Consider the following 26032-nt stretch of genomic DNA (forward strand, 5'->3'; position numbering starts at 1 on the left):
TCCTTTATCAGCAAATTGTATTTTTTAGAATAATTGCATACGGCGCAGGTGAGTCCTTTACCCGATTCCGTATGCCGCAGGCTCCGGATTAAATGTCATCAGGCGTGACAACAGGAGGCCGCAGGCGGCGAACTATCGTCATCGCGTTTTTTTAATCTTTGCTATTTCTACTATCGGCACGCAGCGGAATTACTTTAGCAAAAAAAGCGGTTTTTTTTATAGCGTCAAAACAACAGGTTAACGCCTCCCCGTGTGTCGACCTTTCCGCTGACCACCTGGCCTGAGGGCATCCGCACCCGTACCGTTTCGGTAACAGCCGCGTTATTCAGCGCCTTGCCTTCGCTGCTGACATTGAACCCTTCGCCGTCGGCCAGCACCTGCACCGTTTGCCCGGCTTTGACTTTCCAGCTCCGGCGAATCATGGAAGCGGTCACAGCCTGACCGGGAACAAGGGGGCGCAGGGCGACGGCGTCGTTGAGTGCGTCCGGGTTAAGCAACGTGGTGGCGGGAAGTTGGTCGAGACGGCCGGTGCGCAGACGGAAGTCGGTGGCGTGCAGCGCCTGCCCGCGGCTGATAGGGCGTTTGGCGACCGGATACGCGCCGGTAACACGCACTTCAACCTGCAAATAGCTTTTTTTCTGCGGGCACTGCGCCGCCACGCTGAGCTTACCCCAGCGGCGGCTGACGGACGGTTGGGAGAATACCGGCGCCTCGCAGGCCGGCAGGCGCTCCGGCGAAGACAGGACGGAAACGCTGACCTTGCGCGACGTTTCCTGCTGCTGCTGAAAATAGCGCGTCAGGGCGTCTTCCAGCGGCGTAGCCGCCTGAGTGGTTCCCGTCAGCAGCCACAGCGCCACGGCTACGCTGAACCCTAATCTTCTCATCTGCCCTGGCTCCCCGTCGGATCGATAGGCTGACAAGTTTACCCGCGCGCCAAAAGTATAAAGGCGATAAATAGCCCCCCATTTTCCCTTTGTTCCGTCGATAGTCTCGCTACCGATACCACTATTCTTTGTGCTCAGGAAATTCTTAATGGCCGGTATGAAACGTGTCCGCCACGCGCGTTACGGCTTAATGGGGGAGCTATGCTCGACAAACTGGAGAGTACGCTGCGCTTTCAGAAGGAAGCGCTTAACCTGCGCGCGCAACGCCAGGAAATTCTGGCGAGCAACATCGCCAATGCGGATACGCCGGGTTACCAGTCGAGGGACTTTGACTTCGCCGCCCAGCTCAACAAAGCGTTGACGCAGGGGCGGCCTTCCGGCAGCGGCGTCGCGCTGTCGATGACCGCCCGCAATCATATTCCGGCCCAGGACTTCCGTCCACCCTCGCTGGATTTGCTGTTCCGCGTACCGGACCAACCGGCGCTGGACGGCAACAGCGTCGATATGGATCGCGAACGTACCCAGTTCGCCGATAACAGCCTGCGTTACCAAACCGATCTCACCGTCATCAGCGGCCAGATAAAAAGCATGATGTCGGTACTGCAACAAGGATAAACGGTCATGTCTTTGCTTTCTATTTTTGATATTTCCGGTTCCGCGCTTTCTGCGCAGTCTCAGCGTATGAACGTCAGCGCCAGTAACATGGCCAACGCCGACAGCGTGACCGGGCCGGACGGCGAGCCTTACCGCGCCAAACAGGTGGTGTTCCGCGTCCACAGCGCGCCGGGGCAGGAAACCGGCGGCGTGCGCGTGGCGCAGATTACGGAAGACCCGTCGCCGGAGCGTCTGGTATATCAGCCCGGCAATCCTCTGGCCGACGGGCGCGGCTACGTGCGTATGCCGAACGTCGACAGCGTGGGCGAAATGGTCAACACCATCGCCGCTTCGCGCAGCTACCAGGCCAACGTTGAAGTGCTCAACACGACCAAATCGCTGATGTTGAAAACCCTGTCCCTGGGTCAATAACGCGGCTCAGTCAACAAGGAGAAAACAGCTATGGGCGTTTCCGTTTCCCTCAACGATCCGGTTAACAACAGCTTACCGGTTAATAAAACGGCGGCGGGTAATGATTTAGGCGCACAGAACAGTCAGGACCTGCAAAACAGCTTCCTGACGCTGCTGGTGGCGCAGCTGAGAAACCAGGACCCGACCAATCCGCTGGACAACAGCCAGTTAACCAGCCAGTTGGCGCAGATCAGTACGGTCAGCGGCATTGAAAAGCTGAATACTACGCTGGGCGCGATTTCAGGCCAAATCGATCACAGCCAGTCATTGCAGGCCAGCTCGCTGATCGGGCGCGGCGTCATGATTCCGGGCAGCACTATTCTGCTGGGGCGTGAAACGCCGCCTGAGGCGACGCTGCAGGTCAGCGATGGGGAGGGCGGCGCTATAACGACAACGCCGTTCGGGCTGGAACTGGATGGCGGGGCGGAAAGCGTCATCGTCACAATTCAGGATGCCAGCGGTAATGCCGTGAAGAAAATCGATCTCGGCAGCGTGCCGGCCGGGGTGCACAGCTTTACCTGGGACGGCAAGGCGGAAAGCGGGGAGGGGGCGCCGGACGGGGCTTATACCTTCACGATCAACGCCACTAACGAGGGCGTGCCGGTGGTGGCGCAGCCGCTGACGTTCGGCATGGTGTTCGGGGTGACGAAAAACGGCAAGACGCCAATGCTGGAACTGGGTACGGCGGGTACGGTCACCCTCGATGAAGTCAGGCAGATTCTTTAATTTATGGCGTAATTTTTTCAAGAAAAGCAGTGGCTTATGAAATCATAGCAAGAAAAACACCCGTATAACGGGCGAGGGAGGGAGTATGCAGAGGAATGGCGCGTATTCGTATTACTGGGGCTACGGTTAGCTCCTAACGGAATCAACATGGTTTTCGTCCTCTAATCAGGAGTGCTTTATGGGTTTCTCTCAAGCAGTCAGCGGCCTGAGCGCCGCTGCCAGCAGTCTCGACGTTATCGGCAACAATATTGCGAACTCACAAACCGTCGGGTTTAAGTCCGGCACCGTCGCCTTTGCCGACATGTTCGCCGGCTCCAAGACGGGGATGGGGGTTAAGGTCGCCAGCGTTCAGCAGAACTTTAACGACGGCATCACCACAACCACCAACCGCGGGCTGGACGTAGCAATCAGCGGCAACGGCTTCTTCCGTATGCAGGACAGCGAGGGTGGCATTTTCTACACCCGTAACGGCCAGTTTCTCAAAGACGCCAACAACTATCTGGTTAACGCCCAGGGCCTGCAACTGACCGGCTATCCGGTTGCCGGTACGCCGCCTGCGATCCAGCAGGGCGCGACGCCGATGCCGATCCAGATCCCCACCACGTTGTTGCCGGCCAAAGCCAGCGTCGCCGGCAGCATGGTGGTGAACCTGAACTCATCCCATGAGCCGCCGAAGAACTCGCCCTTCTCCCCGACCGACGTAGAGTCCTATACCTATGCGAACTCCATCACGACCTACGACAGCCTGGGTAACGTTCATAACATGAACCTCTATTTCGTGAAGGGGCCGACCGATCCGGTCACCAACGAAACCACCTGGCAGGTGTACAGCATAGACAGCGCCGACACCTCAACGCCGGGAAGCTATACCCCGGCCGGCAACCTGATCTTCGACCAAAACGGTCGCCTGACCAACGGCAACACGCCGATCACGCTGGACATGGTGGCCTCGAAAGGAGCGCCGGCGCAGACGTTCGATCTCTCCTTCATCGGCTCCATGCAGCAGAACACCGGTAAAGACGGCGTGGTCTCCCAGAATCAGGACGGCTACCAGGCCGGCCAGATGATCGGCTACCAGATCAACGACGACGGCACCATTGTCGGCACTTACTCCAACCAGCAGACCCAGTTGCTTGGTCAGATCGTCATGGCGAACTTCGCCAACCCGAACGGGCTGGAGTCGATGGGCGACAACGTTTGGCAGTCAACGGCCACCTCCGGGCAGCCGATTGTGGGCGTGGCGGGCGCCAGCGGGCTGGGTTCGCTGACCAGCGGCGCGGTGGAAGCGTCCAACGTCGATCTGAGCCAGGAACTGGTGAATATGATCGTGGCGCAGCGTAACTATCAGTCTAACGCGCAGACCATCAAGACGCAGGACCAAATCCTGCAAACCCTGGTCAGCCTGCGCTGATTTTGAGGTCAAAAGAAGCTTATGGATCACGCTATCTACACCGCGATGGGCGCTGCCAGCCAAACGCTGGAGCGGCAGGCGGTCACCGCCAACAACCTGGCCAACGCCACGACGCCCGGCTTTCGCGCACAGTTGGCCGCGCTGCGCGCCGTGCCGGTTGAAGGGGAAACCCTGCAAACCCGCACGCTGGTTACCGCCTCGACGCCTGCGCACGATTTCAGCCTCGGCTCGCTCAATTACACCGAACGTCCGCTGGACGTGGCATTGCAGGAGCAGGGCTGGCTGGCGGTGCGCCGTGCGGACGGCACGGAAGGGTATACCCGCAACGGCAGCCTGCAAATTGACAATACCGGCCAGTTGCTGTCCCAGGGCCTGCCGGTGATCGGCGACAACGGACCGATCATGGTGCCGGAGCGCGCGGAGCTGACCATCGCCGCGGACGGCACCATCACCGCGCTGGGCGCGGGGGATTTGCCCAATACCACGACGCAGGTCGGACGGCTGAAGCTGGTCACCGCCGCGCCGGAGGAGCTGGAGCACGGTGAAGACGGCCTGTTTCGTCTGACCGAGCAGGCACAGCAGCAGCGCGGCGCGGTGCTGAACGCCGATCCGGAGGCCAGGGTGATGCCCGGCGTACTGGAAGGCAGTAACGTCAAACCGGTGGAAACCATGGTCGATATGATCGCCAACGCCCGCCGTTTCGAAATGCAAATGAAAGTCATCAGCAGCGTGAATGAGAACGAACAGCGCGCCAATTCACTGCTGTCGCTGAGTTAATACGCCGGGGCCAACCGTACGACGCCGGAAGTGCGGCGTTAGACGTGGCTTCGAATATAGCTAAGGAATCACCATGATCCGATCGCTCTGGATTGCCAAAACCGGGCTGGATGCCCAGCAAACCAACATGGACGTGATTTCCAACAACCTGGCGAATGTCAGCACCAACGGCTTTAAGCGCCAGCGTGCGGTATTCGAGGATTTACTGTATCAAACGTTGCGTCAGCCGGGGGCGCAGTCCTCGGAGCAAACCACGTTGCCCTCCGGCCTGCAACTGGGCACCGGCGTGCGTCCGGTGGCGACGGAGCGGCTGCACAGCCAGGGCAACCTGTCGCAGACCGACAACAGTAAGGATGTCGCCATCAAGGGCCAGGGCTTCTTTCAGGTTTTGCTGCCGGATGGCTCTCAGGCTTACACCCGCGACGGTTCGTTCCAGATTGATCAGAACGGCCAACTGGTGACCGCCAGCGGGTTTCAGGTGATGCCCGCCATCACCATTCCGGCCAATGCCACCAAGCTGACCATCGGCCGTGACGGCATCGTCAGCGTGAACCAGCAGGGGCAGACGGCCACGACGCAGGTCGGGCAGCTCACCCTGACGACGTTCATCAACGACAGCGGCCTGGACAGCGTGGGCGAGAACCTCTATCAGGAAACCGAAAGCTCCGGCGCGCCGACGGAAAGCACGCCGGGCCAGAACGGCGCCGGCCTGCTGTATCAGGGCTACGTGGAAACCTCTAACGTGAACGTGGCGGAGGAACTGGTCAATATGATTCAGGTCCAGCGCGCCTATGAAATTAACAGCAAGGCTGTGACGACATCCGATCAGATGTTGCAGCGCCTGACCCAGTTGTAACGGCGGCAAACTATGGTTAACAGGATCTGCGGCCCGCGCGCCGCAGCATCGTTGGTCGCGGCCTCCCTGTTGTGCGGGGGCTGCGCCTATATTCCACACGATCAGGTGGTCACGGGCGCCACGACGGCTTCACCCCTGCCAGCCTCCGTGCCGTTGGCCAACGGCTCCATTTATCAGACGGTGGCTCCGGTAAACTACGGCTATCAGCCGTTGTTCGAAGATCGCCGGCCGCGTAACATCGGTGACACCCTGACCATCGTCCTGCAGGAAAACGTCAGCGCCAGTAAGAACTCGTCGGCCAACGCCAGCCGCAACGGCAGCAGTGCGTTCGGCTTTACCACCGTCCCGCGCTATCTGGAAGGATTATTCGGCAACGCGCGGGCGGACATGGAGGCGTCGGGCAGCAACGACTTCGCCGGCAAGGGGGGCGCCAACGCCAATAACACCTTCAGCGGCACCATTACGGTCACCGTGGATCAGGTGCTGGCGAACGGCAACCTGCACGTGGTGGGCGAAAAACAGATCGCCATCAACCAGGGCACGGAATTCATCCGTTTCTCCGGCGTGGTAAACCCGCGCACCATCAGCGGCAGCAACTCCGTGATATCCACCCAGGTGGCGGACGCCCGTATGGAATACGTCGGCAAAGGCTACATCAATGAAGCGCAGACCATGGGTTGGCTGCAACGTTTCTTCCTTAACCTGTCACCATTCTGATGAGGCGCGGCATGAGTCTGAGAATTATTATGCTTTCACTGCTGGCGGCGCTGGTTATTTTCCCGGCGTCGGCGGAACGCATCCGCGATTTGGTGACGGTGCAGGGCGTGCGCAATAACGCGCTGATCGGCTATGGGCTGGTGGTGGGGCTGGACGGCTCCGGCGACCAGACCATGCAGACGCCGTTCACCACCCAGAGCCTGAACAACATGCTCTCCCAACTGGGGATCACGGTGCCGCCCGGCACCAACATGCAGCTCAAAAACGTGGCGGCGGTGATGGTAACCGCGACGCTGCCGCCGTTCGCACGCGCCGGGCAGCAGATTGACGTGGTGGTTTCCTCCATGGGGAACGCCAAAAGCCTGCGCGGCGGTACATTGCTGATGACGCCGCTCAAAGGCGTCGATAACCAGGTTTACGCGCTGGCGCAGGGTAACGTGCTGGTCGGCGGGGCGGGAGCGTCTGCCGGAGGCAGCAGCGTGCAGGTAAATCAGCTGGCGGGGGGGCGCATCAGCGGCGGCGCCACCATCGAGCGCGAAATCCAGTCCGGGTTCGGCAATGAAAATATCATCAACCTGCAACTTAATAATGAAGACTTCACCCTGGCGCAGCGCATCAGCGACGCCATTAATAATGTACACGGCATGGGCGCGGCGGCCCCGCTTGACGCCCGCACGGTGCAGGTGATGGTGCCGCGGGGCAACAGCTCGCAGGTTCGTTTTCTGGCCGGTATCCAGAATATCGAAGTTCGCGTCGGCACCTTCGACGCCAAAGTGATCATCAATTCCCGCACCGGTTCGGTGGTGATGAACCGCAACGTGGAGCTGGACTCCTGCGCCGTGGCGCAGGGCAGCCTCTCGGTGGTGGTTGACCGCCAGAACGTGGTCAGTCAGCCCAACACGCCGTTCGGCGGCGGGCAAACCGTGGTGACGCCGAACACCCAGGTGTCGGTACAGCAGCAGGGCGGTTCGCTGCAGCAAATACGCTCCGGCGCCAACCTCAACAGCGTGGTGCGCGCGCTGAACGCGCTGGGCGCGACGCCCAACGATTTGATGTCGATCCTGCAGGCGATGCAGAGCGCGGGCTGCCTGCGCGCCAAACTGGAAATTATCTGATGAACGATATGCAGTTTTCTCCGGATTACGCCATGATGAACAGCGCCGCCTACGATGCCGCTTCACTGGCGGCGCTGAAGCGTCAGAGCGCGAAGGGCGACGGGCAGTCGCTGCGTCAGGTGGCGCAGCAAATGGAGGGGCTGTTCGTGCAGATGATGCTGAAAAGTATGCGCGCAGCGCTGCCGCAGGACGGCATACTCAGCAGCGATCAGACCCGCCTGTATACCTCGCTGTACGATCAGCAGATCGCGCAGGCGATGTCGGGCAAGGGGCTGGGCATTGCGGATATGCTGGTGAAACAGCTCTCCGGCGCCGGCACCCGCCTGCCGGAAAGCGTCGGCACCGTGCCGATGGCGCTGGACGGCGAGATGATGCAGAGCCTGCCAACCCAGGCGCTGGAGCAAGTGCTGCGCCGCGCGGTGCCGCGTCCGCAGCGGCTTTCGATACCGCCGCAACCGGGTAACGGCGATTTTATTGCGCGCCTGAGCGTACCGGCGCAAATCGCCGGCCGGCAGAGCGGCATTCCCCACCAGCTGATTATGGCGCAGGCGGCGCTGGAGTCCGGCTGGGGCGAACGGGAAATTCCCGCCGCCGGCGGCATGCGCAGCCACAATCTGTTCGGCATCAAGGCGGGCAGCCGCTGGAATGGCCCAACCACCGAAATCACCACCACCGAATACAGCAACGGCGTGGCGTACAAAACCAAAGCCAAATTCCGCGTGTATGACTCCTACCTGTCCGCCATCCGTGATTACGTACAGCTCCTGACCCGCAACCCGCGTTATGCGCAGGTCAGCAACGCCGGTTCGCCGGAGCAGGCGGCGCACGCGCTGCAAAAAGCGGGGTACGCCACCGACCCCAACTATGCCGAGAAACTGGTACGCATCATGAACCAGATCCGCGGCGTAGGGGAGCAGGTGGTCAGCGCTTACACCACTGATTTAAAAGATCTGTTTTGACCTGATTTTTGCTCAAGATTAGCGCGCCGGTGCCGATAATTCTGGGTGATATGAATTCAAAAAGTACAGTTTAACGCGAGGAACCCGCATGTCCGGTTTAATCAATAGCGCAATGAGCGGCCTCAGCGCCGCGCAGGTGGCGTTGAGCGTAACCAGTAATAACCTGAGCAACGTTTACACCAGCGGCTACAATCGCCAGACGGTCAGCTTTGCCCAGAACGGCGGCACCAATACGTCGGCCGGGTATATCGGCAACGGCGTGAACGTCAGCGGTATTAACCGCGAGTATAACGCCTTCATTGTGTCGCAATTGCGTCAGGGGCAGAGCACCTACAATGCCACCGTCTCGTATTACCAGCAGGTCAGCCGGATCGACGATCTGCTGGCGGACAGCACCACCAGCATTTCCGCCAACATGGAAGACTTCTTCAGCAATCTGCAAAACTTCGTCAGCAACGCCGCCGACGCTTCCGCGCGCCAGACCGTGCTGGCGAAAGCCGAAGGGCTGGTAAACCAGTTCCGCACCACCGATGAATACCTGAGAAACCTGGAAAGCGACATCAACCAGACCGTCAGCGGCAGCGTGGATCAAATCAATAACTACAGCAAACAGATTGCCAGCCTGAATGACAAAATCACCCGTCTGACCGGCGCTAACGGCGGCAATCCGCCTAACGATCTGCTCGACCTGCGCGACGACATGATCAACAAGCTGAATCAGATTGTCGGCGTCGAGGTAACGCAGCAGGGCGACGGCGCTATCAACGTTTCCTTTGCCGGAGGGCTGTCGCTGGTGCAGGGTTCCACCAGCTATAGCGTGTTGGCCGTACCGTCCTCTGTCGATCCGAGCCGCACCACGATTGCCTACAATGGCGGCGCCGGCGCGGTGTCGGAACTGCCCGAAGGCCGCATCACCAGCGGTTCCCTGAGCGGCGCGTTTAAATTCCGCAGCGGCGTATTGACGGAGTCGCGCAACCAGCTGGGACAAATCGCCCTGAGCATGAGCGACGCGTTTAACCGCGTGCAGGCGGAAGGGGTGGATCTTTACGGCAATCAGGGGGAGCCGCTGTTTACCATCGGCAGCCCGCGCAGTATCGCTAACGCGAACAACCCCAGCGACGCGGCGGTGAGCGCCGTCTATAGCGACGTTTCCCAAACCAAAGCGACCGATTACCGCATGGACTTCGACGGCACCAACTGGCAGGTGACCCGGTTGTCGGACAACAGCAAGTTCAGCGTTGCGCCGGATGCGCAGGGCAAGCTGAACTTTGACGGGCTGACGGTGGAGGTCGGCAACGGTCCGGCGCAGGCCAACGACAGCTTTACCCTGAAAACCACCTCCAATGCGATCAGCGGATTCGGCGTCGCCATCAGCGACGGCGGCAAACTGGCGGCCGGGCTTGATGACGGCAGCAACCAGACCGGCGAAAGCGATAACCGTAACGCGCAAAAAATGCTGGATCTGCAAAAAAAACAGTTAGTCGGCGGTAAAGCGACCTTCAGCAGCGCTTACGCCTCGCTGGTCGGCACCGTGGGCAACCAGACCGCCGGCGCCAAGGTTGACGCCATCGCACAGGGGAACGTGGTGAACCAGCTGACGGTAGAGCAGCAGTCGGTTTCCGGCGTGAACCTGGACGAAGAGTACGGCAACCTGATCCGTTTCCAGCAGTATTATCAGGCCAATGCACAGGTCATTCAGGTGGCATCAACGCTTTTTGATTCGTTGTTGGCTATCCGTTAACCGTATTAGTTAAGGAGTATCCGTCATGCGACTCAGCACCAGCATGATATATCAGCAAAATATGAGCAGCGTACTTGACGCGCAGTCGGACTGGCAGCGCATCGGCATGCAGCTTGCCAGCGGTAAACGGGTGATCAATCCTTCCGACGATCCGCTGGCGGCCACCCAACTGGTCAGCCTGAAGCAGGCGCAGTCCCAGAACGACCAATACACGATGGCGCGCGGCTATGCCCGGCAAAGCATTTCTATTGAAGAAAGCGTGTTGCAACAGGTCACCTCTACGCTGCAAAAGATCAAACCGGTATTGGTCGACGGCGGCAACGGCACCAAAAGCGATGCGGATCGCGCCTCGCTGGCGACCCAACTGGAAGGCCTGCGCGATCAGTTGCTGAACCTGGCGAACAGCGCCGACGGCAACGGCCGCTATATCTTCGCCGGTTACAATACGGAAAAAGCACCGTACACCAAGGCGGCCGACGGCACGGTCAGCTACGGCGGCGGCGGACTGCCGCTGGAGCAGCAGGTGGATGCCTCACGCACCATGACGGTGGGGCATACCGGCGACAGTGTGTTCAACAGCGCCACCAGCAGTCCGGTGAAAGAGCCGGACGGCTCGGTGCAGAAGGACATTTTCGCCGCGCTGGATAAGGCGATCGACGCGCTGAACACCCCGATTGCCGGGGCGGATCAGGCGACGAAAGACGCGTTGCAGGCCGACGTGGATGCCGCCAACCGCTGTTTGCGTAACTCAATCGATAACGTGTCGCAAGTGCGCGCGGAATTAGGCACCAACCTGAAGGAGCTGGATACCCTGGATACCATCGGCAGTGAAAGAGAGATCACCTATAAGACCCGCATCAGCGATACGCAGGATGTGGACTGGTATCAGGCCATTTCCGATTACAGCCTGCGTCAGGTTTCTTTGCAGGCGGCTTACAAAGCGTTTAACGATATGCAGGGCATGTCGCTGTTTCAGGTAATCCGCTGATAGCCCGTGCGGAAGTGGTATCTCCCGCTTCCGCATTCCTGAATCCCCTTTCCCGTCAACGCTTCCCGCTACGCCATCCCGCTTATCACACCAGCCAGCCGCTCAAAAATTTCACTGAACAGATGCTCGCAGAACGGCGCCAGCATCGGCATCATCATGCCGATGGTCAGGATGCCGACGGTGAGCGTTAAGGGGAAACCGACAACGAAGATGGAGAGCTGCGGCGTGACGCGGTTGAGCAGCGCGAGGGCGGCGCTCAGCGTCAGCAGCAGGGTAATCAGCGGCAGGGCCAGCATCAGGCCGTTAATGAAGATCAGGCCGCCGCTTTGCGCCAGGCGTAAAAACCCGTCGCCGTTGAGCGGACGATCGCTGATGGGCAGGGTATGAAAGCTGTCGGCCAGCAGGGAGATCAGCCACAGGTGGCCGTCGAAGCTGAGAAACAGCAGCAGGGCGAGCAGGTTAAACAGGCGGGAGAGTATCGGCATATTGGGGCCGCCGCCGGGATCGAAAAAGACGGCGAAGGAAAGACCCATCTGCAGCCCGATGATCTCCCCGGACAAGCGTACGGCGGCGAAGGCGAACTGCATGGTCAGCCCGAGCGCCACGCCGATGATCAGTTGCTGAACAGCCAGCCACAGCCCTGCGCCGGAGACGGGGGGAACGTCTACCGGCGGCAGGGCCGGAGCCAGCAACAGGGTGGCGGTCAGCGCGATACCGACTTTGGCGCGGGCGGGAATGGCCTTTTCGCCGAACAGCGGCGCGCTGGCGAACAGGGCGAGCAGGCGGATGAACGGCCAAAAAAGCTGCCCGATCCAGGCGCTCCACTGGGCGGTATCGAGGGTGACCACGGCCGGCGCTAACCTATCAGGTTAGGCAGGCTGGAAAACAGGGTACGGATATAGTCCACCATCAGGTTCAGCATCCACGGCCCGGCGATCACCAGCGTCGTGATGACGGCGAGGATTTTGGGGATAAAGGAGAGCGTCATCTCGTTAATCTGGGTGGCGGCCTGCAGCAGGCTGATGACCAGGCCGCTGATCAGCGCGGAAAGCAGCAGCGGCGCCGCCAGCGCCAGGCCGACCTTCATGGCCTGGTAGGCGAGGGACATAATGGATTCGGGCGTCATTATTGAGATCCTTAGCTCGTGGTTCTTGGTCGCGATGCATCAACTTACCGGCCGCCGGAAGGCGTCCCTCAGCCGTAAAAACTTTGCGCCAGTGAACCCAGCAACAGCTGCCAGCCGTCCACCAGCACGAAGAGCATCAGCTTAAACGGCAGCGAAATCGTCGCCGGCGGCACCATCATCATCCCCAGCGCCATCAGCACGCTCGCGACGACCAGGTCGATAATCAGAAACGGAATAAACACCGTAAACCCGATCTGAAACGCGGTTTTCAGCTCGCTGGTGACGTACGCCGGCAACAACACCCGCATCGGCACCGCCTCCGGGCCTTCCATCTGCGGCAGGTTCGCCAGCCGGGCGTACAGCGCCAGATCGGTTTCCCGCGTTTGCCGCAGCATAAATTCCCGCAGCGGCTGCGCGCCGCGCGTCAGTGCGACGTCCATTTCAATTTTTTCCTCACTGAACGGCAGGTAAGCGTCCTGGTAAATTTTGTCGAACACCGGCGACATCACGAAAAAAGTGATGAACAGCGCCAGGCCGAGTATCACCTGGTTCGGCGGCGCGGTCGGCGTTCCCAGCGCGTTGCGCAGCAGCCCCAGTACGATGATGATGCGGGTAAAGCTGGTCATCATCAGCAACAGGGCCGGCAGGAACGTCAGCGAGGTGAGCAGCACCAGGGTTTGTACCGGCAGCGACCAGCTCTGCCCGCCGCCGGCCAGCGGCTGACTGATCAGGCCCGGCAACTGCGCCAGCGCGCTGAACGGTAACAGCAGCAACAGTGATAATAACAACGGTGATAATAACGATGACGGCACCGGTAAACGGGGAAGCAGGCGATGCATCAGGCTTTCTCCCCGCGTACGCCGAATTTCTGCGCCAGCACGCGCTTCAGCGCCTGCGGGAAATCCGGGCGCTCCGTCTCTTCCTGCGTTTGCGGCAGCGCCTCCGGCGTAAAGGTGTGCAGGTGCGTGATGGTCTGACTGGTGACGCCCAGCACCAGGTAACGCTGATCCACTTCCACCACCACGATGCGCTCGCGCGCGCCGAGCGAACAACTGGCGCGCACGTTAAGCAACGAACTCCGGGTTTTCGGCGTCAGGCCGACACGGCGCGCCAGCCAGGCGATCACCAGAATCAGCAACACAATGCCGGCCAGCACGCTGCTGACCTGCGTCAGAACGCTGCCGGCGGGCAGGGGCGTTTCGCCGCTCTGGACGACGGTGGCGGTGCCTTTCATCAGCGGCTCAACCGGCGCATACGTTCGGTCGGCGTAATGATGTCGGTGATGCGGATACCGAATTTATCCGCCACCACCACCACTTCACCCTGTGCGATCAGGTAGCCGTTAATCAGGATGTCCAGCGGCTCGCCGGCCAGGCCGTCGAGGGCAACGACCGATCCCTGCGACAGGCGCAGCAGCTCTTTGATCGTCATCTTGGTACGGCCCAGCTCGACGGTGAGCTTGACCGGGATGTCGAGAATCAGGTCGATGTCCTGAGCCGCGGCGGCGGCTGACTCCGGCGTGTCCAGATTCTTGAATATCTCCCCGCCGTTGTCGGTTTCTGAAACCAACTGTTCGCTCATTGCCTCAGCCCACAGGGCGTCGGCGTCGTCGTGAGAGTCTGCTGACGGTTTCTTGGTGTCACTCATCGGGCTGTTCCTTACTCAGAGCATGTAAAATAGGGTTAATCAAATGTTCCACGCGCAGCGCATACTGGCCATTCAGGCTGCCGTACTGGCAGGTCAGGACGGGGACGCCGTCCACGTTGGCGATCAACTGCTCCGGCTTTTCGATGGGCAGTACGTCGCCGCGGTGCAGTTTCAGAACGTCGGAAAGGCGCAGCGGGATTTCGGTAAAGTTGGTCACCAGCTCCAGCTCGGAGTGCTGCAACTGTTTGGTCAGCGTTTCCCGCCAGTTCTGATCTTCCTGACGTGAATTCTCCAGCGGCGGATTGACCAGCAGCTCGCGCAGCGGCTCGACCATCGAAAACGGAATGCAGATGGTGAACTCGCCGACCAGCGCGCCGATCTCCACGATAAACGGCGTGGTGACCACGATGTCATTCGGTGAAGTGGTGATATTGGCGAACTTCACCTGCATTTCCGAACGCACGTATTCCACGCTCAGCTTATAGATGGCGCCCCAGGCCTCGCCGTAGGCTTCCAGCGCCAGGCGCAGCATGCGGGTGATGACGCGCTGTTCGGTATGGGTGAACTCGCGCCCCTCTACGCGGGTGGGAAAACGGCCGTCGCCGCCGAACAGGTTGTCCACCACCATAAATACCAGGCTGGGGGAAAATACGATCAGCGCCGTGCCGCGCAACGGCTTGAGGTGAACCAGGTTGAGGTTGGTCGGCACCGGCAGGTTGCGGGCGAAATCATGATAGGGCTGAATTTTTACCGCGCCGACCGTGATGTCCGGGCTGCGGCGCAGCAGGTTAAACAACCCCATGCGGAACTGACGGGCAAAACGCTCGTTGATGATTTCCAGCGCCTGCAAACGCTCGCGCACGACCCGGCGTTGGGTAGTGGGATCATAAGCCCGGACTTCGCCGGATTTATCGGCTTCCGGATTCTCGCTGCCATCGCCGTCATTGTCGCCGTTGAGCAGGGCGTCAATTTCGGCCTGGGACAGAATATTATCGGACATGGCGCTTACCGTAGGATGAACGCGGTGAACAGAACGTCGGTGACGATCTGATTGGGACGTCCCGGCACTAACGGCGGCGCCAGCACGGTCTTGATGTCCTTGATTAACTGCTGCTTGCCTCCCTCGCCCGCCAGGGCTGCCGCATGCTGGCGTGAAAACAGCATCAGCAGGCGGCTGCGCACTTCCGGCAGGTATTCGTTCATATGGCGGCGGCTTTCTTCATCGGGCAGGCGCAACGTAATGCCGATGTACAACACCCGTTCCAGGCTGTTTTCATCATCCAGCAGGTTGACGGTGAAGGTATCCAGCGGCATGAAGACGGGAACGGGCGGTGCCGGGTCCGCTTCTTTCTGGGCCACCTCAAGGTTGTGGCGCTGTTCATAGAACTGCCAGCCGCCATAGAGGCCGGCGAGGACGAAAACGAGGATGATAATAAGCAATATTCCGCGGGATAAAAGACTGCGGCGTTTGCCGGGTGATTTTTCAGACATACGTCAGGCCGATTCCTGTTGATTGCATAACGCCACGGCGTCCGGAAAAGAGGTTAAGAACATTATCCTGCGCACGCGGGGGGATTAATGGGATGAATAGACGGGGAAAACGGGGTTATCTTGGCAGATAACGTTTTCCCCGCCGTTACCGCGATCAGACGGCGATATCCACCTGACCGTCATGACGGGATACGTTCACGACGGCGATCGGTTGCTCCGTGAAGGCGTCTCCCGTTTCGGCGGCGTCACGGGCGGCGAATGCCGGCGCGTGCCTGCCGCCGTTGTCGTTCTGCCCCCACTGGGGCTGGGCATCGCCGCCGACGCTGCTGTGGCCGAGCTGAATGCCGCTTTCCGCCAGCGCGGTGCGCAGCTGCGGCAGCGCGCTTTCCAGCGCGGCGCGAACCTGGCTGTGCGCGGAAACCAGATGCAACTGCGCCTGGTTATCGCTGACGTTCAGGCTGATTTGCACTGCGCCCAGCTCGCGCGGGTTGAGGCGCAGTTCCGCCTGATGCTGGCCATTGCGGTTGAACAGCAGAATTTGCTGGCTCAGCGCCTGCTGCCACTCCGGCGATCCCAACCGGGCATTGAGCAACGGCGGGGCGGAGGCTTCAGCGGCATGCTGGGACGGCGCCGCGTGCTGCAATGGCGCCTGGAGGGATGAGGCGACGGGCTGCTCCGCGTGCGGGGCGGCGGCAGGTAGCTCCGTCGCCGGCGTGCGTGCGGGCGTTACCGGTGCGGCGTCGGCCACGGTAGGCATTGCCGGCGTGCGGGGCGTCGCGGCGGTGGCGTCCGGCGTGTCGGTTACGGGCGCGTCACCGGAGCGGGGGGCGACGGGGATCAGCTTGTCCGGCGCCGCAAAGGCGGGATGGCGCACCAGCGCGTCCGGCCGCTCCGGCGCTGCGTTTTCCGCTCCGGGCGCGGCCACGGTTACCGGCGGCGGCATATCGCGCAGCGACGCCAGCAGGGCGATCAGATCTGTCGGCAGGCCAGACAGCGACGCGTCTTCGTCATCCTCTTTGGCGGCGCTTGGGTCATGCGGGAGCTTTTCTTCGCTGACGAAAGGCCGGGCGGGGAAGGGTAACGCCGCGTCCTGCGCAACGCCGGTGTCGGGTAATAAGGCAAGATGCGCCTGTTCGTCTTCCGGAGAAAGCCGGGAAAGATTGTCCGCGATGGTGCGCAATCCCTCTTTATCCGGGAAAGAAGCCCCGGCGGGTTGAGGGAACAATGCATGGTGCGATCCCGCTTTGCCCGCTTTTGCCATCAACGGCGTCAGTAAACCGTTGAACGGTGAAGCGGCGGCATCCGCATCCTGTGCCGCAGACGAGCCGCGTGGCGCAGGATGCGCGTTGCCGGAAAGCAGGGGAACGATGGGATTCATAGTTTGGTTCTCCTCATGGCGGCATGTTGAGCGAACTCATCCGTACGTTTCTGCTCTTGTTTGTTTTGCTGCAACATTAGCGCCTGTTCGGCGCGTTCGTTCAGCGTGCTGAACGCATTCAGACGCTGCTGTTTTTCCTGCCAGAGACGCGTGGCCTGATTCAGCCTGCCGTCCCATTGCTGAAGCTGACGCCGGTATTCCATGATGGCCTGCTCCAGCGCCTGAATGAACTGTTGATAGTTGTGCCAGCTCGCCGCATTGATGCCGCTGCTCATGTCGCGGTAGAGGCGGTTGCGGTATTCGTCCTGATAGGCCAGCAGGGCATTGAGCTGTTGTTCCACCTGCTGGCGTGAACGGCGGGTGCGCCCCAGCGACACCACGGCCTGCTCAACCGCTTTTTGCGCCAGGGCTTTAAGCGTTAACAGTGATGAAGACATGGTTTACCTCCCTCTGGTCGCTCATTCGCCGGGCTCCGGCAGCAGCTCCGCTAACCGGGCGCAGGCGTCGTCATAATGACTTTGTTCAAAAATGCCTTGCTGCAAAAAAGCTTCCAGCATCGGGTACAGCACGATGGCCTGATCGAGCAGCGGATCGCTGCCGCTGGCGTAGGCGCCGACGCTGATCAGGTCGCGGTTGCGCTGGTAACTGGACAGCAACTGTTTAAAGTTTCGCACCCGTGCGTAATGTGTTTCGTCAATGAGTGCGGTCATGGCGCGACTGATGGACGCTTCGATATCAATGGCCGGGTAGTGCCCGGCTTCCGCCAGCCGCCGTGACAGCACAATGTGCCCGTCGAGAATGGCGCGGGCGGCGTCGGCAATGGGGTCCTGCTGATCGTCGCCCTCGGTCAGGACGGTATAAAACGCGGTGACTGAACCGCCGCCGGGCGTGCCGTTGCCGGCCCGCTCAACCAGCGCCGGCAGCTTGGCGAACACCGAAGGCGGGTAGCCTTTGGTGGCGGGCGGTTCGCCGATGGCGAGGGCGATTTCGCGCTGGGCCATGGCGTAGCGGGTCAGGGAGTCCATGATCAGCAAAACGTGCTGCCCCCGGTCGCGGAAATCTTCAGCGATGCGGGTGGCATAGGCGGCGCCCTGCATGCGCAGCAGCGGGGAAACGTCGGCCGGGGCGGCAATGACCACGGCCCGGCGTAGCCCTTCCGCGCCCAGAATATTTTCGATGAAGTCTTTGACTTCGCGCCCGCGCTCGCCGATAAGGCCCACCACGATCACATCGGCCCGGGTGTAGCGCGCCATCATGCCAAGCAGGACGCTTTTCCCGACGCCGGAGCCGGCAAACAGGCCCATACGCTGACCGCGGCCGACGGTCAGCAGCGCGTTGATCGCGCGTACGCCGACGTCCAGCACGTTGGTGATGGGCGTGCGTTGCAGCGGGTTAAACGGGGTGCTGGTCAGGCTGCCGCGCAGTTCGCTGTCCGGCGCGGGCAGGCCGTCCAGCGCCCGGCCGCTGCCATCGAGAACCCGGCCCAGCAGGGTTGAACCGAGCGGTAGCTGCTTTCCGCTCTGGTATTCGCCGGGCGCATAAACGCGCGCGCCGGACACGATGCCGTCCATCTCTTCCAACGGCATCAGAAACAGCAGTTGACCGTTAAACCCGACCACCTCCGCCTCGACTTCCTGAATCCGGCCCTCGTACCAACGTTCGATGTGACAGGTGGTGCCGAGCGGCAGTTGCAGGCCGGTGGCCTCCAGCACCAGGCCGGTGGCCCGCACCAGGCGTCCGTAGCGGCGCGATTCGGGAACCTGCGACAGGCTTTTCTCAAATGTCGTCAGTTGGCTGAGCCAGTTATTCAGGCGTTGCGTCATGTCGGCATCTCCGGGGCGGCGAGCTTACACAGCTCCTGCCAGCGGGTTGCCAGGCTGGCGTCCAGGTCGCCTTCTTCGGCGCTGATTTTGCAGCCGCCGCGATGCAGCAGCGGGTCGGCCAGCAGGCGCCAGCCCTGTTGTTCCAGCTGAGGGCCGATCTGCGCCTGAATGACCGTCAGATCCTGCGGGTTGACGCGCAGTTGCAGGTTGCCGCTGAACAACGGCTCCTGCTGAATCATGGTCTGGATCTGGCGCATGATGGTGCTGGCGTCGCAGACCGGCGACTGGCCGATGATTTGGCGTGCGGCGCTGAGCGCCAGCTGCATCAGACGCGCGGCGATGACGTGGTCCAGCCCCTGCAGGGAGATCTGAAACTCCCGTGTCAGGCTGAGCCATTGATCCAGCAACGGTTGCTGTTCTTCCAGAAACTGCTGCCGGCCGCGCTCGCGGCCTTCTTCCAGCCCCTGCTGAAAACCGGCGTCGTAACCCTGCTGATGTCCCTGTTGCTGCCCGCTCTGCAACCCCTGCAGGCGGGCTTCCTGGCGCAGGCGCTCCAGTTCCGCATTGTCGTCGTTGGGCGGCTGCGCGGTAAGGCTGGACAACACTTCTTCCGCCTCCGCGATGACCGGCAGGGCGGGAGCCGCGAAGTCGGGCAATTGCCAGGGTTGCCAGCCGTCCGGAAGCGTGGGGGAACGGCGTTTTTTCGCACCGGACTCAGACATAGGTATCCTCGCCGCCGCTGATGACGATTTCGCCGCTCTCCGCCAACCGGCGAACGATCAGCAGAATATTTTTCTGTTCCGCTTCGACCATCGACATGCGTACCGGGCCACGGGTGGCCAGGTCGTCGCGCAGAATTTCCGCGGCGCGCTGCGACATGTTGTGCATGAATTTCTCGCGCAATGGCTGATCCGCGCCTTTGAGGGCGATGAGCAGGGTTTCGGATTCCACTTCCTGCAGGATGCGCTGGATGCTGCGGTCGTCGACGTCCACCAGGTTTTCGAACAGGAACATTTCGTCGATGATTTTCTGCGCCAGCTCGCCGTCGTAGGTGCGCATGGCTTCGATAACCGATTCTTCCTGCTGCGTTTTCATCAGGTTGATGATTTCCGCCGCGGTGCGGATGCCGCCCATTTTGCTGCGCTTCAGGTTCTGGCCGTCCAGCAGGTTGTTGAGCACTTCGGTCAGTTCCTGCAGGGCGGTGGGCTGCACACCGCCGAAGGTGGCGATACGCAGCACCACATCGTTGCGCAGGCGTTCTTCGAACAGGGCCAGGATGTCCGCCGCCTGGGCGCGTTTGAGGTGCACCAGGATGGTGGCGATGATCTGCGGATGCTCTTCGCGGATGATTTCCGCGGCCGACTGCGGCTCCATAAAGTTGAGCGTTTCGATGCCGCTGGCGGTTTCCCGCGACTCAAGGATGTCTTCCAGCAGGCTGGCGGCACGCTCTTCGCCCAGCGCTTTCACCAGCACCGTACGCAGATAGTCGTTGGAGTTGATGCTGAGCGCCGCATACTGTTCCGCTTCCTCCTGAAACTCTTTCAGCACTTCTTCCAGTTGCTGATGGGAGACCTGGTGCATGCCGGCCATGGTGCCGCTCAGCTGCTGGACTTCGCGGGTGGACAGATGACGAAAGACGTCGGCCGCCTGGTCTTCCCCCAGCGTCATTAACAGCGCGGCGCTTTTTTCCAGATAATTCAGGCTCATTGTTCGTTACTCATCCATCGGCGGATTACCAGGGCGACTACGCGCGGGTCCTGCTCGGCCAGCTCGCGGACCTGCTGGGTGCGTGCCTGGGCGTTGGCGCGCAGTTGTGATTTCTTACGGTTCGCCAGTTCTTCATTGCTGGGCCGGGGCGGCGGCGGCGGTGCGACGATCGGCGCAGACTCCTGACGACGGGTGCTTTGCAGGACAATCTGTTTTTGCCACAGCGGACGTACCAGTTTGCGCCACAGCAGCCAGGCGATCAGCAAGACCAGCAGGTAACGCCCGGCGTTGATCAGCAGGTCGAAGAACGCGGCTTTCTGCCAGAACGGGAGCTCGCTGCTGCTTTCTTCACGCTCGGTGAAGGGCGCGTTAATCACGTTGAGGCTGTCGCCGCGGGCGGTGGAGAAGCCCATGGCTTCGCGCACCAGTTTATTAATCTGCTCCATTTGCGCATCGCTGAGCGGAACCTGTTTCCCCTCGGCGTCGGTAACGTAGTTCACCACGACGGCGACGGAGAGCCGTTCGATGCCGCCGCTGTTTTGCCTGGTGTGGCGGATGGTACGGTCAACTTCGTAGTTGGTGGTGGAATCGCGGCGGCTGTTTTCCGGGCGCTGATTGGCGCTCTGGGTGCCCGTGGTGGCGGTGCGCTGATTGGCGTTATTGCCCTGAGCGTTGTTCTGGCCATTGTTCTGTGCCTGATTGCGGTTGGCCGGAGCGTCAATATTGCCGGTCGGCGGCGGCGCAGGCTGATTGCTGAGCGCGCCAGGGATGCCGCCGCTCTGCAAACCGCCAGACTGGTCGCTTTCGCTCAACTGCTGGCTGCGGATAGCGGCTTTGCCGGCTTCCTGATTCGGCCGGTATTCTTCGTCCGTTTGCTCGCGGCTGGCGTAGTCGACCTGCGCGGTGACCTGAGCGTGAACGTTGCCGCTGCCGACTACCGGCGCCAGAATGGTTTCGATGCGGCGCTGATAGCGGCTTTCCAGCTCGCTGGTGAACTTGAGCTGCGACGTGTTGAGGTCGCGCCCGTTGCTGTCGGGCTGGGTGAGCAGGCGGCCGTTTTGATCGACGACCGTCACGTTGCCCGCAGGCAGACCGGTGACGCTGCCGGACACCATATAAACGATGGCGCTGATCTGGCCGTCGTCCAGCGCGCGGCCGGCGTGCAGGGTCAGCGTAACCGAGGCGGAAGGCTGCTTTTGTTCACGGACAAACAGCGATGGCTTGGGCAGCGCCAGATGAACCCGGGCGCTTTGCACCGGGCCGAGCGTCTCGATGGTACGCGCCAGCTCGCCTTCCAGAGCGCGCTGGTAATTGATTTGTTCGCTGAACTGGCTGATGCCGAACTTTTCCTTATCCAGCAGTTCGAAGCCAACGCTGCCGCCCTTCGGCAAGCCTGCCTGAGCCAGGCGCAGGCGGGTTTCATGAACCTTGTCCGCCGGGATGAGCAAGGCGGAGCCGCCCTCGTTGAAGCGATAGGGGATATTCATCTGGGTCAGCTGGGCTACGATGGCGCCGCCATCTTGATCGCTGATGTTGCTGTAGAGTACGCGGTAGTCCGGCGTGCGCGCCCAGAGGGATAAAACGGCGATAACGGCGATGGCGAACGCGCCCGCGGCCAGCAGTAAAACACGGGGGCTGGTGCGCAAGCGGGTCAGCAACGCGGTGATCGAATTGTCATTGGGGATCGGGGCGGTCGTCGCGCCATTGGTTGAAACGTTCATGCCGTCATCCTGTCATCGATACGGGCGGGGGAACGGGGCGGACAGACAAAAGTGTTGATAAGCAAAGCTCACTCCCGGATAACTGATGTGCACGATACCTGATACGCGCCGTCCGGAACCGGCCCGGCAAAGGCGCGAGGTAATTATTGGCGATGGCGGAGAATTCGATACCTGAATAAAACGTGGTTTTTGGGGTTAATTACTCGCTTTGGAACTTTCTTAGTATGTTAGCGTGTGTTCCCATATTGGTTATGTTGCGTAATGAGGTGAGGAGAGATGTCGATCAAGGGGATAGAAAGCGTGCTGCAACAGCTGCAGGCGACGGCGCAGATGGCCGGCCGGACGGGCAGCGTGCAGGATAACGCCAACACCGGCGCTGCAGGAAGCTTTGCTGCCGAGCTGAGATCGGCCATCGGACGGATCAGTGATATGCAGAATAGCGCACGTGTGCAGGCGCAAAACTTTGAGCTGGGTGTTCCCGGCGTGGCGCTGAATGACGTGATGGTTGATCTGCAAAAAGCCGGTGTGGCATTGCAGATGGGGATTCAGGTAAGAAATAAGCTGGTGGCGGCGTATCAGGAAGTGATGAATATGCCCGTGTAGATTTATTAGCGTATTGATATGGCTGTAAGATCTGCACCATGACTAGATAAAAAGCCCATAATACGGGGCTTCAGTGTGTCGGCTTGTTGAGGGCGCCTTCGATAGTATCCGGGCGTGGGTCTTTGTCTCCAATGCCATTCATGGCGACTCTTATATCCCCCTTTAACGCGAAAGCTTCAGAATTCTTTGCCTTCAGGTCATTAATATCAGGACATTCCCCGGAACCCGATAAAAACGCTGTACATGCCAGAGCGGCAATAATGTCGTTCTCCGTCCCCTGCTTGCCTCTGAGTACCCATGCCCTCCGGGTTTTTGTATCTCATTGATATTAAATAAAATTTAAAAATAAAAAAAGTATGCCTCCAAACCTATGCCATCCGTGATGGTGATGATAATCTGTATGTATATACAGTATTTTGGTTTTGGCGATTGATTCGCTTCAGAGTTATCAGGAGGTCATAAATGGCAAATGTTAGTGGTTTAATCGAAGGGGCAATGTTGATTGGTGGGCAGTCGGAGGGAGTGGCTATTTCCGTGCCTCATGGGCGCGTGGTGTGCAAGTCATCACCGATAAACGTGGTGCACAGCGGTTATCAGGGAAGCGTTTATGGCGACGTAGTTATTTCGCCGGAGGAAATGGCCGGGGGAGACGGCGAGTTTTATCCGACGCCGGATGGCGGATGGATTTCCGTTACGGGTTATGGTTCGTCCATTTATGCAGGGAATGGCGTACGTGCGAGTGCGTTGGGCGATGAGTCAGAAGTGAATCTTGATTACATCACGCAGCCGGCCGAAGGTATGCGGGATATTTCCGCATGCCATGCGTTTACCTCGGGTTATTCGTCCAGAATTAATGCTTCTGAAAACGTTAAAGCCTCGATGCTGGTTGCGACCGGCGATCAAAGTACGATTAATGCCATGGATACGACGGATAACGTAGCGTTTGTCGCAGGGGCGAACAGCCAGGTTTATCTGGGGAGCGACTCCGTCCTGTTTGCGGCACAGAGCCCGTTTTTCGTCCTGGGAGAGAATGGCGCCGCGGCGATTGCCTGGCATGACGGCAACCGTAAGCGTATTACCGTCGTTTATGCCGGCGAAAATGGTATCGAAGCCGGTGTCGATTACTATTTGGATGAGCATGGGCAGGTCGTTCAGGCCTGATTAGCAAGTGAATACGCGTGTACTCCCCTGGAATATTTAGGGGGGTACCCATAATTATTTATGAGTATATCGCGTTTGTTTGTCTATTCATTAAAGAGTCATTTCCATAAAGCAAAGTTGAAGTGCTGAAATAAAAAATTATTTAGTCAACATTTTTTTCTTCCGTCTCCGGAGTGATTTTAACGTGACAGTCCAGGTATACTTTAATTCCTTCCATCCGTTCGACTTCCTTTTCTCCTTCGCGAGTTTGAAGAAATACTTTTATGTTATCGATATTTGGCATTAAGTTGGTTTTGTTGGCTAAAGAGATAATGTCATCCATGCTGATAAAAACCTCGATAACCTTTTTCGATGTGAGAAGTATCATGTCGCCTCCTGTGCGTAACATACGTTCCTGTGAGCGTCACGCCTCTTACTAAAGAGGCCGTGGCTCGCTGCGTTTGACATTTTGTACTTTCCGGCTATTTCGTGTCTGCCATTATTTTTCATTGCCCTGCAGAGGGGGCGTTCAGACTATTAATAATACTTTTTACTAAAGTATAATAAAAATGAGGGATTAACTGTTCATGTCGCCTATTATCGTTAAATTGAAAGAGTAATAGTGGTGAACTTCAATGTTCCAATTTATTGCTTAGTTAATTATTATGTCTGTAAAATGATGTTTTTATGACTATTCTCCGCGATAAGGCTCATTAAATTGAATGAGGTGGTGCAAGACATATGTGGTATTAAACTATGATATGCAATTGTTAAATTAAACTTAATATTATTGATTTTGTGATCTGCATCACATTTATTGGGTGGCGCCTATTGTGCTGTAATATAAAGGGAATTTGTGTGAGAATATGCGTGTATGCGATTCAGGCTAATATACGTAAATTAATAACATCAATTATTTGTGATTTAAGTTAGTGTGATTTTATTAACTGACGTTGATTTCCTGCTCAGAAATTTCGCATTATAGCTTACCCTGATCATAGTATCTTTGATTACTATTTCCCCAAAACCCCAAAACCCCAAAACCCCAAAACCCCAAAACCCCAAAACCCCAAAACTCCAAAACTCCAAAAGCTCCATTTGGAAAGCAGCTCACCGCGATTGTTTGACACTATGCTTCATTAACGCAAATGGCGAACGAAGAAGGAGTGCAGAAATGAAAGCAGCAATTGTGGAGCGATTGGGCGAAATGCCGGTTATCGGCGAGTTTGACGAGCCAGTTCCGCTGGAGAATGAGGTGAAGGTGCGGGTTGCGGCAGCGGGTATAAAGCAGCTTGATCGCGCTATCGTGGCCGGGCGTCACTATTCCAGCCCGAAAACTCTGCCTGTTGTGCCGGGCACTGACGGCGTGGGCTACCTGGAGGACGGCAGCCGGGTTTACTTTGCCTCTTTCCGCCAGCCCTATGGCGCAATGGCGCAGAGTACGGTGGCATCGCTTACGGTGCCGGTGCCCGCCGAGTTGGATGACGCCATGGCGGCAGCGTTGATTAACCCCGCGCTGGCGGCGTGGTTGCCGCTGTTCTGGCGCGCAGATATGCAGGCGGGCGAAACCGTGCTGATTATCGGCGCGACGGGGACGTCGGGAAAACTGGCGATCGAGGCGGCGCGTATTGCCGGTGCGGGGCGCATTGTCGCAGCAGGCCGTAAACAGGCGGTGCTGGACAAACTGAACGCCGACGCTACGGTTAACCTGACCTTGCCGCGTGAAGAACTGAGCCAGGCATTCGCCGCGGCGGCGGGCAGCCACGGCTATGACGTTATCGTGGATTATATCTGGGGGGAAGCGACCGAGGCGCTGATCGACGTGCTGGGCAATCATGATTTGGCTTCATACAGCGATGTTGGCGCGCGCGGTATCCGTCTGGTCAACGTGGGGTCGATGGGGGGGCCGGCGATTACGTTGCCTGCGGCCCTGTTGCGCAGCGCGGATGTCCATATTCTCGGCAGCGGAACCGGCAACTTCCCGCCGGGGCCTGAGCTGAAGCGCATCATTGCCGACATTCTGCGGCTGGCGGCGGAAGGACGGATTTCCGTCGAGGTGGAGACGCATCCTTTTGATGAAATTTATGACGTTTGGGACCTGAACAAGCAGTCGGAGCGGCGCTCCGTCATGATTATGGCGTAACGTATCGCGTACCT

29 protein-coding genes are annotated in these 26032 nt (G+C 59.4%); 14 read left to right on the forward strand and 15 right to left on the reverse strand.

From position 1 onward, the window contains the following. Positions 1-224: 224 nt before the first annotated feature. On the reverse strand, positions 225-884 hold the full coding sequence (gene flgA, locus C8D90_RS01020; RefSeq protein WP_115456559.1) for a flagellar basal body P-ring formation chaperone FlgA: 660 nt from the start codon (positions 882-884) through the stop codon (positions 225-227). Positions 885-1085: 201 nt separating this feature from the next. On the opposite strand from flgA, the gene flgB reads away from it, so the two are divergent. The 11 genes from flgB to flgL all read left to right on the forward strand — a co-directional run bounded on the left by flgB (position 1086) and on the right by flgL (position 11239). Beyond that, complete coding sequence (gene flgB / locus C8D90_RS01025) at positions 1086-1499, forward strand: flagellar basal body rod protein FlgB (RefSeq protein WP_115456560.1); 414 nt, start codon at positions 1086-1088, stop codon at positions 1497-1499. A 6-nt stretch (positions 1500-1505) separates the two neighbouring features. Next, on the forward strand, positions 1506-1910 hold the full coding sequence (gene flgC, locus C8D90_RS01030) for a flagellar basal body rod protein FlgC (RefSeq protein WP_115456561.1): 405 nt from the start codon (positions 1506-1508) through the stop codon (positions 1908-1910). A 30-nt stretch (positions 1911-1940) separates the two neighbouring features. After that, positions 1941-2675, forward strand: a complete 735-nt coding sequence (gene flgD, locus C8D90_RS01035) for a flagellar hook assembly protein FlgD (RefSeq protein ID WP_115456562.1) — start codon at positions 1941-1943, stop codon at positions 2673-2675. 178 nt (positions 2676-2853) lie between these two features. Continuing rightward, the gene (gene flgE / locus C8D90_RS01040; RefSeq protein WP_115456563.1) at positions 2854-4086 is read left to right on the forward strand and encodes a flagellar hook protein FlgE; all 1233 of its coding nucleotides are present in this window, start codon (positions 2854-2856) and stop codon (positions 4084-4086) included. Positions 4087-4107: 21 nt separating this feature from the next. Further along, on the forward strand, positions 4108-4863 hold the full coding sequence (locus tag C8D90_RS01045) for a flagellar basal body rod protein FlgF (protein WP_115456564.1): 756 nt from the start codon (positions 4108-4110) through the stop codon (positions 4861-4863). 73 nt (positions 4864-4936) lie between these two features. Beyond that, complete coding sequence (flgG, locus tag C8D90_RS01050) at positions 4937-5719, forward strand: flagellar basal-body rod protein FlgG (RefSeq protein ID WP_115456565.1); 783 nt, start codon at positions 4937-4939, stop codon at positions 5717-5719. 12 nt (positions 5720-5731) lie between these two features. Further along, complete coding sequence (locus C8D90_RS01055; RefSeq protein WP_115456566.1) at positions 5732-6436, forward strand: flagellar basal body L-ring protein FlgH; 705 nt, start codon at positions 5732-5734, stop codon at positions 6434-6436. An 11-nt stretch (positions 6437-6447) separates the two neighbouring features. Continuing rightward, the gene (locus C8D90_RS01060) at positions 6448-7551 is read left to right on the forward strand and encodes a flagellar basal body P-ring protein FlgI (protein ID WP_115456567.1); all 1104 of its coding nucleotides are present in this window, start codon (positions 6448-6450) and stop codon (positions 7549-7551) included. Between the two features lie 8 nt (positions 7552-7559). Then, a complete protein-coding gene (gene flgJ, locus C8D90_RS01065) occupies positions 7560-8510 on the forward strand; it encodes a flagellar assembly peptidoglycan hydrolase FlgJ (RefSeq protein WP_376744993.1) in 951 nt (316 codons plus the stop codon). Positions 8511-8598: 88 nt separating this feature from the next. After that, positions 8599-10251 carry a flagellar hook-associated protein FlgK gene (gene flgK, locus C8D90_RS01070; protein ID WP_115456568.1) on the forward strand — a complete coding sequence of 551 codons (1653 nt, stop codon included), beginning with the start codon at positions 8599-8601 and terminating at the stop codon, positions 10249-10251. A 25-nt stretch (positions 10252-10276) separates the two neighbouring features. Beyond that, positions 10277-11239 carry a flagellar hook-associated protein FlgL gene (gene flgL, locus C8D90_RS01075; protein ID WP_115456569.1) on the forward strand — a complete coding sequence of 321 codons (963 nt, stop codon included), beginning with the start codon at positions 10277-10279 and terminating at the stop codon, positions 11237-11239. A gap of 68 nt (positions 11240-11307) precedes the next feature. Here the strand turns inward: flgL and fliR are convergent, their stop codons facing one another. From fliR to fliF, 13 genes are all read right to left on the reverse strand, one after another. Beyond that, positions 11308-12087, reverse strand: coding sequence for a flagellar biosynthetic protein FliR (gene fliR / locus C8D90_RS01080; RefSeq protein ID WP_115456570.1), 780 nt, complete (start codon positions 12085-12087; stop codon positions 11308-11310). An 8-nt stretch (positions 12088-12095) separates the two neighbouring features. Next, positions 12096-12365, reverse strand: coding sequence for a flagellar biosynthesis protein FliQ (gene fliQ, locus C8D90_RS01085; RefSeq protein WP_115456571.1), 270 nt, complete (start codon positions 12363-12365; stop codon positions 12096-12098). A 68-nt stretch (positions 12366-12433) separates the two neighbouring features. Then, complete coding sequence (gene fliP, locus C8D90_RS01090; RefSeq protein ID WP_115456572.1) at positions 12434-13204, reverse strand: flagellar type III secretion system pore protein FliP; 771 nt, start codon at positions 13202-13204, stop codon at positions 12434-12436. Continuing rightward, a complete protein-coding gene (fliO, locus tag C8D90_RS01095; protein WP_115456573.1) occupies positions 13204-13599 on the reverse strand; it encodes a flagellar biosynthetic protein FliO in 396 nt (131 codons plus the stop codon). Before fliO ends, fliP begins: the two co-directional genes overlap by 1 nt. Beyond that, positions 13599-14012 carry a flagellar motor switch protein FliN gene (gene fliN, locus C8D90_RS01100; RefSeq protein WP_115456574.1) on the reverse strand — a complete coding sequence of 138 codons (414 nt, stop codon included), beginning with the start codon at positions 14010-14012 and terminating at the stop codon, positions 13599-13601. The genes fliO and fliN overlap by 1 nt, the downstream gene beginning before the upstream one ends. Continuing rightward, positions 14005-15012: a flagellar motor switch protein FliM gene (gene fliM, locus C8D90_RS01105; protein ID WP_115456575.1), complete on the reverse strand. Its 1008-nt coding sequence runs from the start codon at positions 15010-15012 to the stop codon at positions 14005-14007. Before fliM ends, fliN begins: the two co-directional genes overlap by 8 nt. 5 nt (positions 15013-15017) lie before the next feature. Then, complete coding sequence (gene fliL / locus C8D90_RS01110; RefSeq protein WP_115456576.1) at positions 15018-15503, reverse strand: flagellar basal body-associated protein FliL; 486 nt, start codon at positions 15501-15503, stop codon at positions 15018-15020. 154 nt (positions 15504-15657) lie between these two features. After that, the gene (locus C8D90_RS01115) at positions 15658-16881 is read right to left on the reverse strand and encodes a flagellar hook-length control protein FliK (protein ID WP_115456577.1); all 1224 of its coding nucleotides are present in this window, start codon (positions 16879-16881) and stop codon (positions 15658-15660) included. After that, on the reverse strand, positions 16878-17318 hold the full coding sequence (gene fliJ / locus C8D90_RS01120) for a flagellar export protein FliJ (protein WP_115456578.1): 441 nt from the start codon (positions 17316-17318) through the stop codon (positions 16878-16880). The genes C8D90_RS01115 and fliJ overlap by 4 nt, the downstream gene beginning before the upstream one ends. A gap of 21 nt (positions 17319-17339) precedes the next feature. Then, the gene (gene fliI, locus C8D90_RS01125) at positions 17340-18704 is read right to left on the reverse strand and encodes a flagellar protein export ATPase FliI (protein ID WP_115456579.1); all 1365 of its coding nucleotides are present in this window, start codon (positions 18702-18704) and stop codon (positions 17340-17342) included. Continuing rightward, positions 18701-19426: a flagellar assembly protein FliH gene (fliH, locus tag C8D90_RS01130; RefSeq protein WP_115456580.1), complete on the reverse strand. Its 726-nt coding sequence runs from the start codon at positions 19424-19426 to the stop codon at positions 18701-18703. Before fliH ends, fliI begins: the two co-directional genes overlap by 4 nt. After that, complete coding sequence (fliG, locus tag C8D90_RS01135; protein WP_115456581.1) at positions 19419-20411, reverse strand: flagellar motor switch protein FliG; 993 nt, start codon at positions 20409-20411, stop codon at positions 19419-19421. Before fliG ends, fliH begins: the two co-directional genes overlap by 8 nt. Further along, entirely contained in the window at positions 20408-22132 is a 1725-nt protein-coding gene (gene fliF, locus C8D90_RS01140; protein ID WP_115456582.1) for a flagellar basal-body MS-ring/collar protein FliF, read from the reverse strand. Before fliF ends, fliG begins: the two co-directional genes overlap by 4 nt. 276 nt (positions 22133-22408) lie before the next feature. Between fliF and fliE the strand changes: the two genes are divergently transcribed. Both fliE and C8D90_RS01150 read left to right on the forward strand, forming a co-directional pair. Then, positions 22409-22735 (forward strand): flagellar hook-basal body complex protein FliE, encoded by a 327-nt coding sequence (gene fliE / locus C8D90_RS01145; protein ID WP_115456583.1) that lies wholly within the window; start codon positions 22409-22411, stop codon positions 22733-22735. Between the two features lie 462 nt (positions 22736-23197). Beyond that, complete coding sequence (locus tag C8D90_RS01150; protein ID WP_147291308.1) at positions 23198-23896, forward strand: hypothetical protein; 699 nt, start codon at positions 23198-23200, stop codon at positions 23894-23896. A 142-nt stretch (positions 23897-24038) separates the two neighbouring features. On the opposite strand, the gene C8D90_RS01155 is transcribed toward C8D90_RS01150, so the two are convergent. Further along, entirely contained in the window at positions 24039-24263 is a 225-nt protein-coding gene (locus C8D90_RS01155; RefSeq protein ID WP_115456585.1) for a hypothetical protein, read from the reverse strand. Positions 24264-25049: 786 nt separating this feature from the next. Here C8D90_RS01155 and C8D90_RS01160 point away from each other — a divergent pair. Continuing rightward, positions 25050-26018 (forward strand): quinone oxidoreductase family protein, encoded by a 969-nt coding sequence (locus C8D90_RS01160; RefSeq protein WP_115456586.1) that lies wholly within the window; start codon positions 25050-25052, stop codon positions 26016-26018. The last annotated feature ends 14 nt before the right edge of the window (positions 26019-26032 follow it).

It is taken from the genome of Enterobacillus tribolii, from assembly GCF_003363015.1.
GTDB classification, from domain to species: domain Bacteria; phylum Pseudomonadota; class Gammaproteobacteria; order Enterobacterales; family Enterobacteriaceae; genus Enterobacillus; species Enterobacillus tribolii.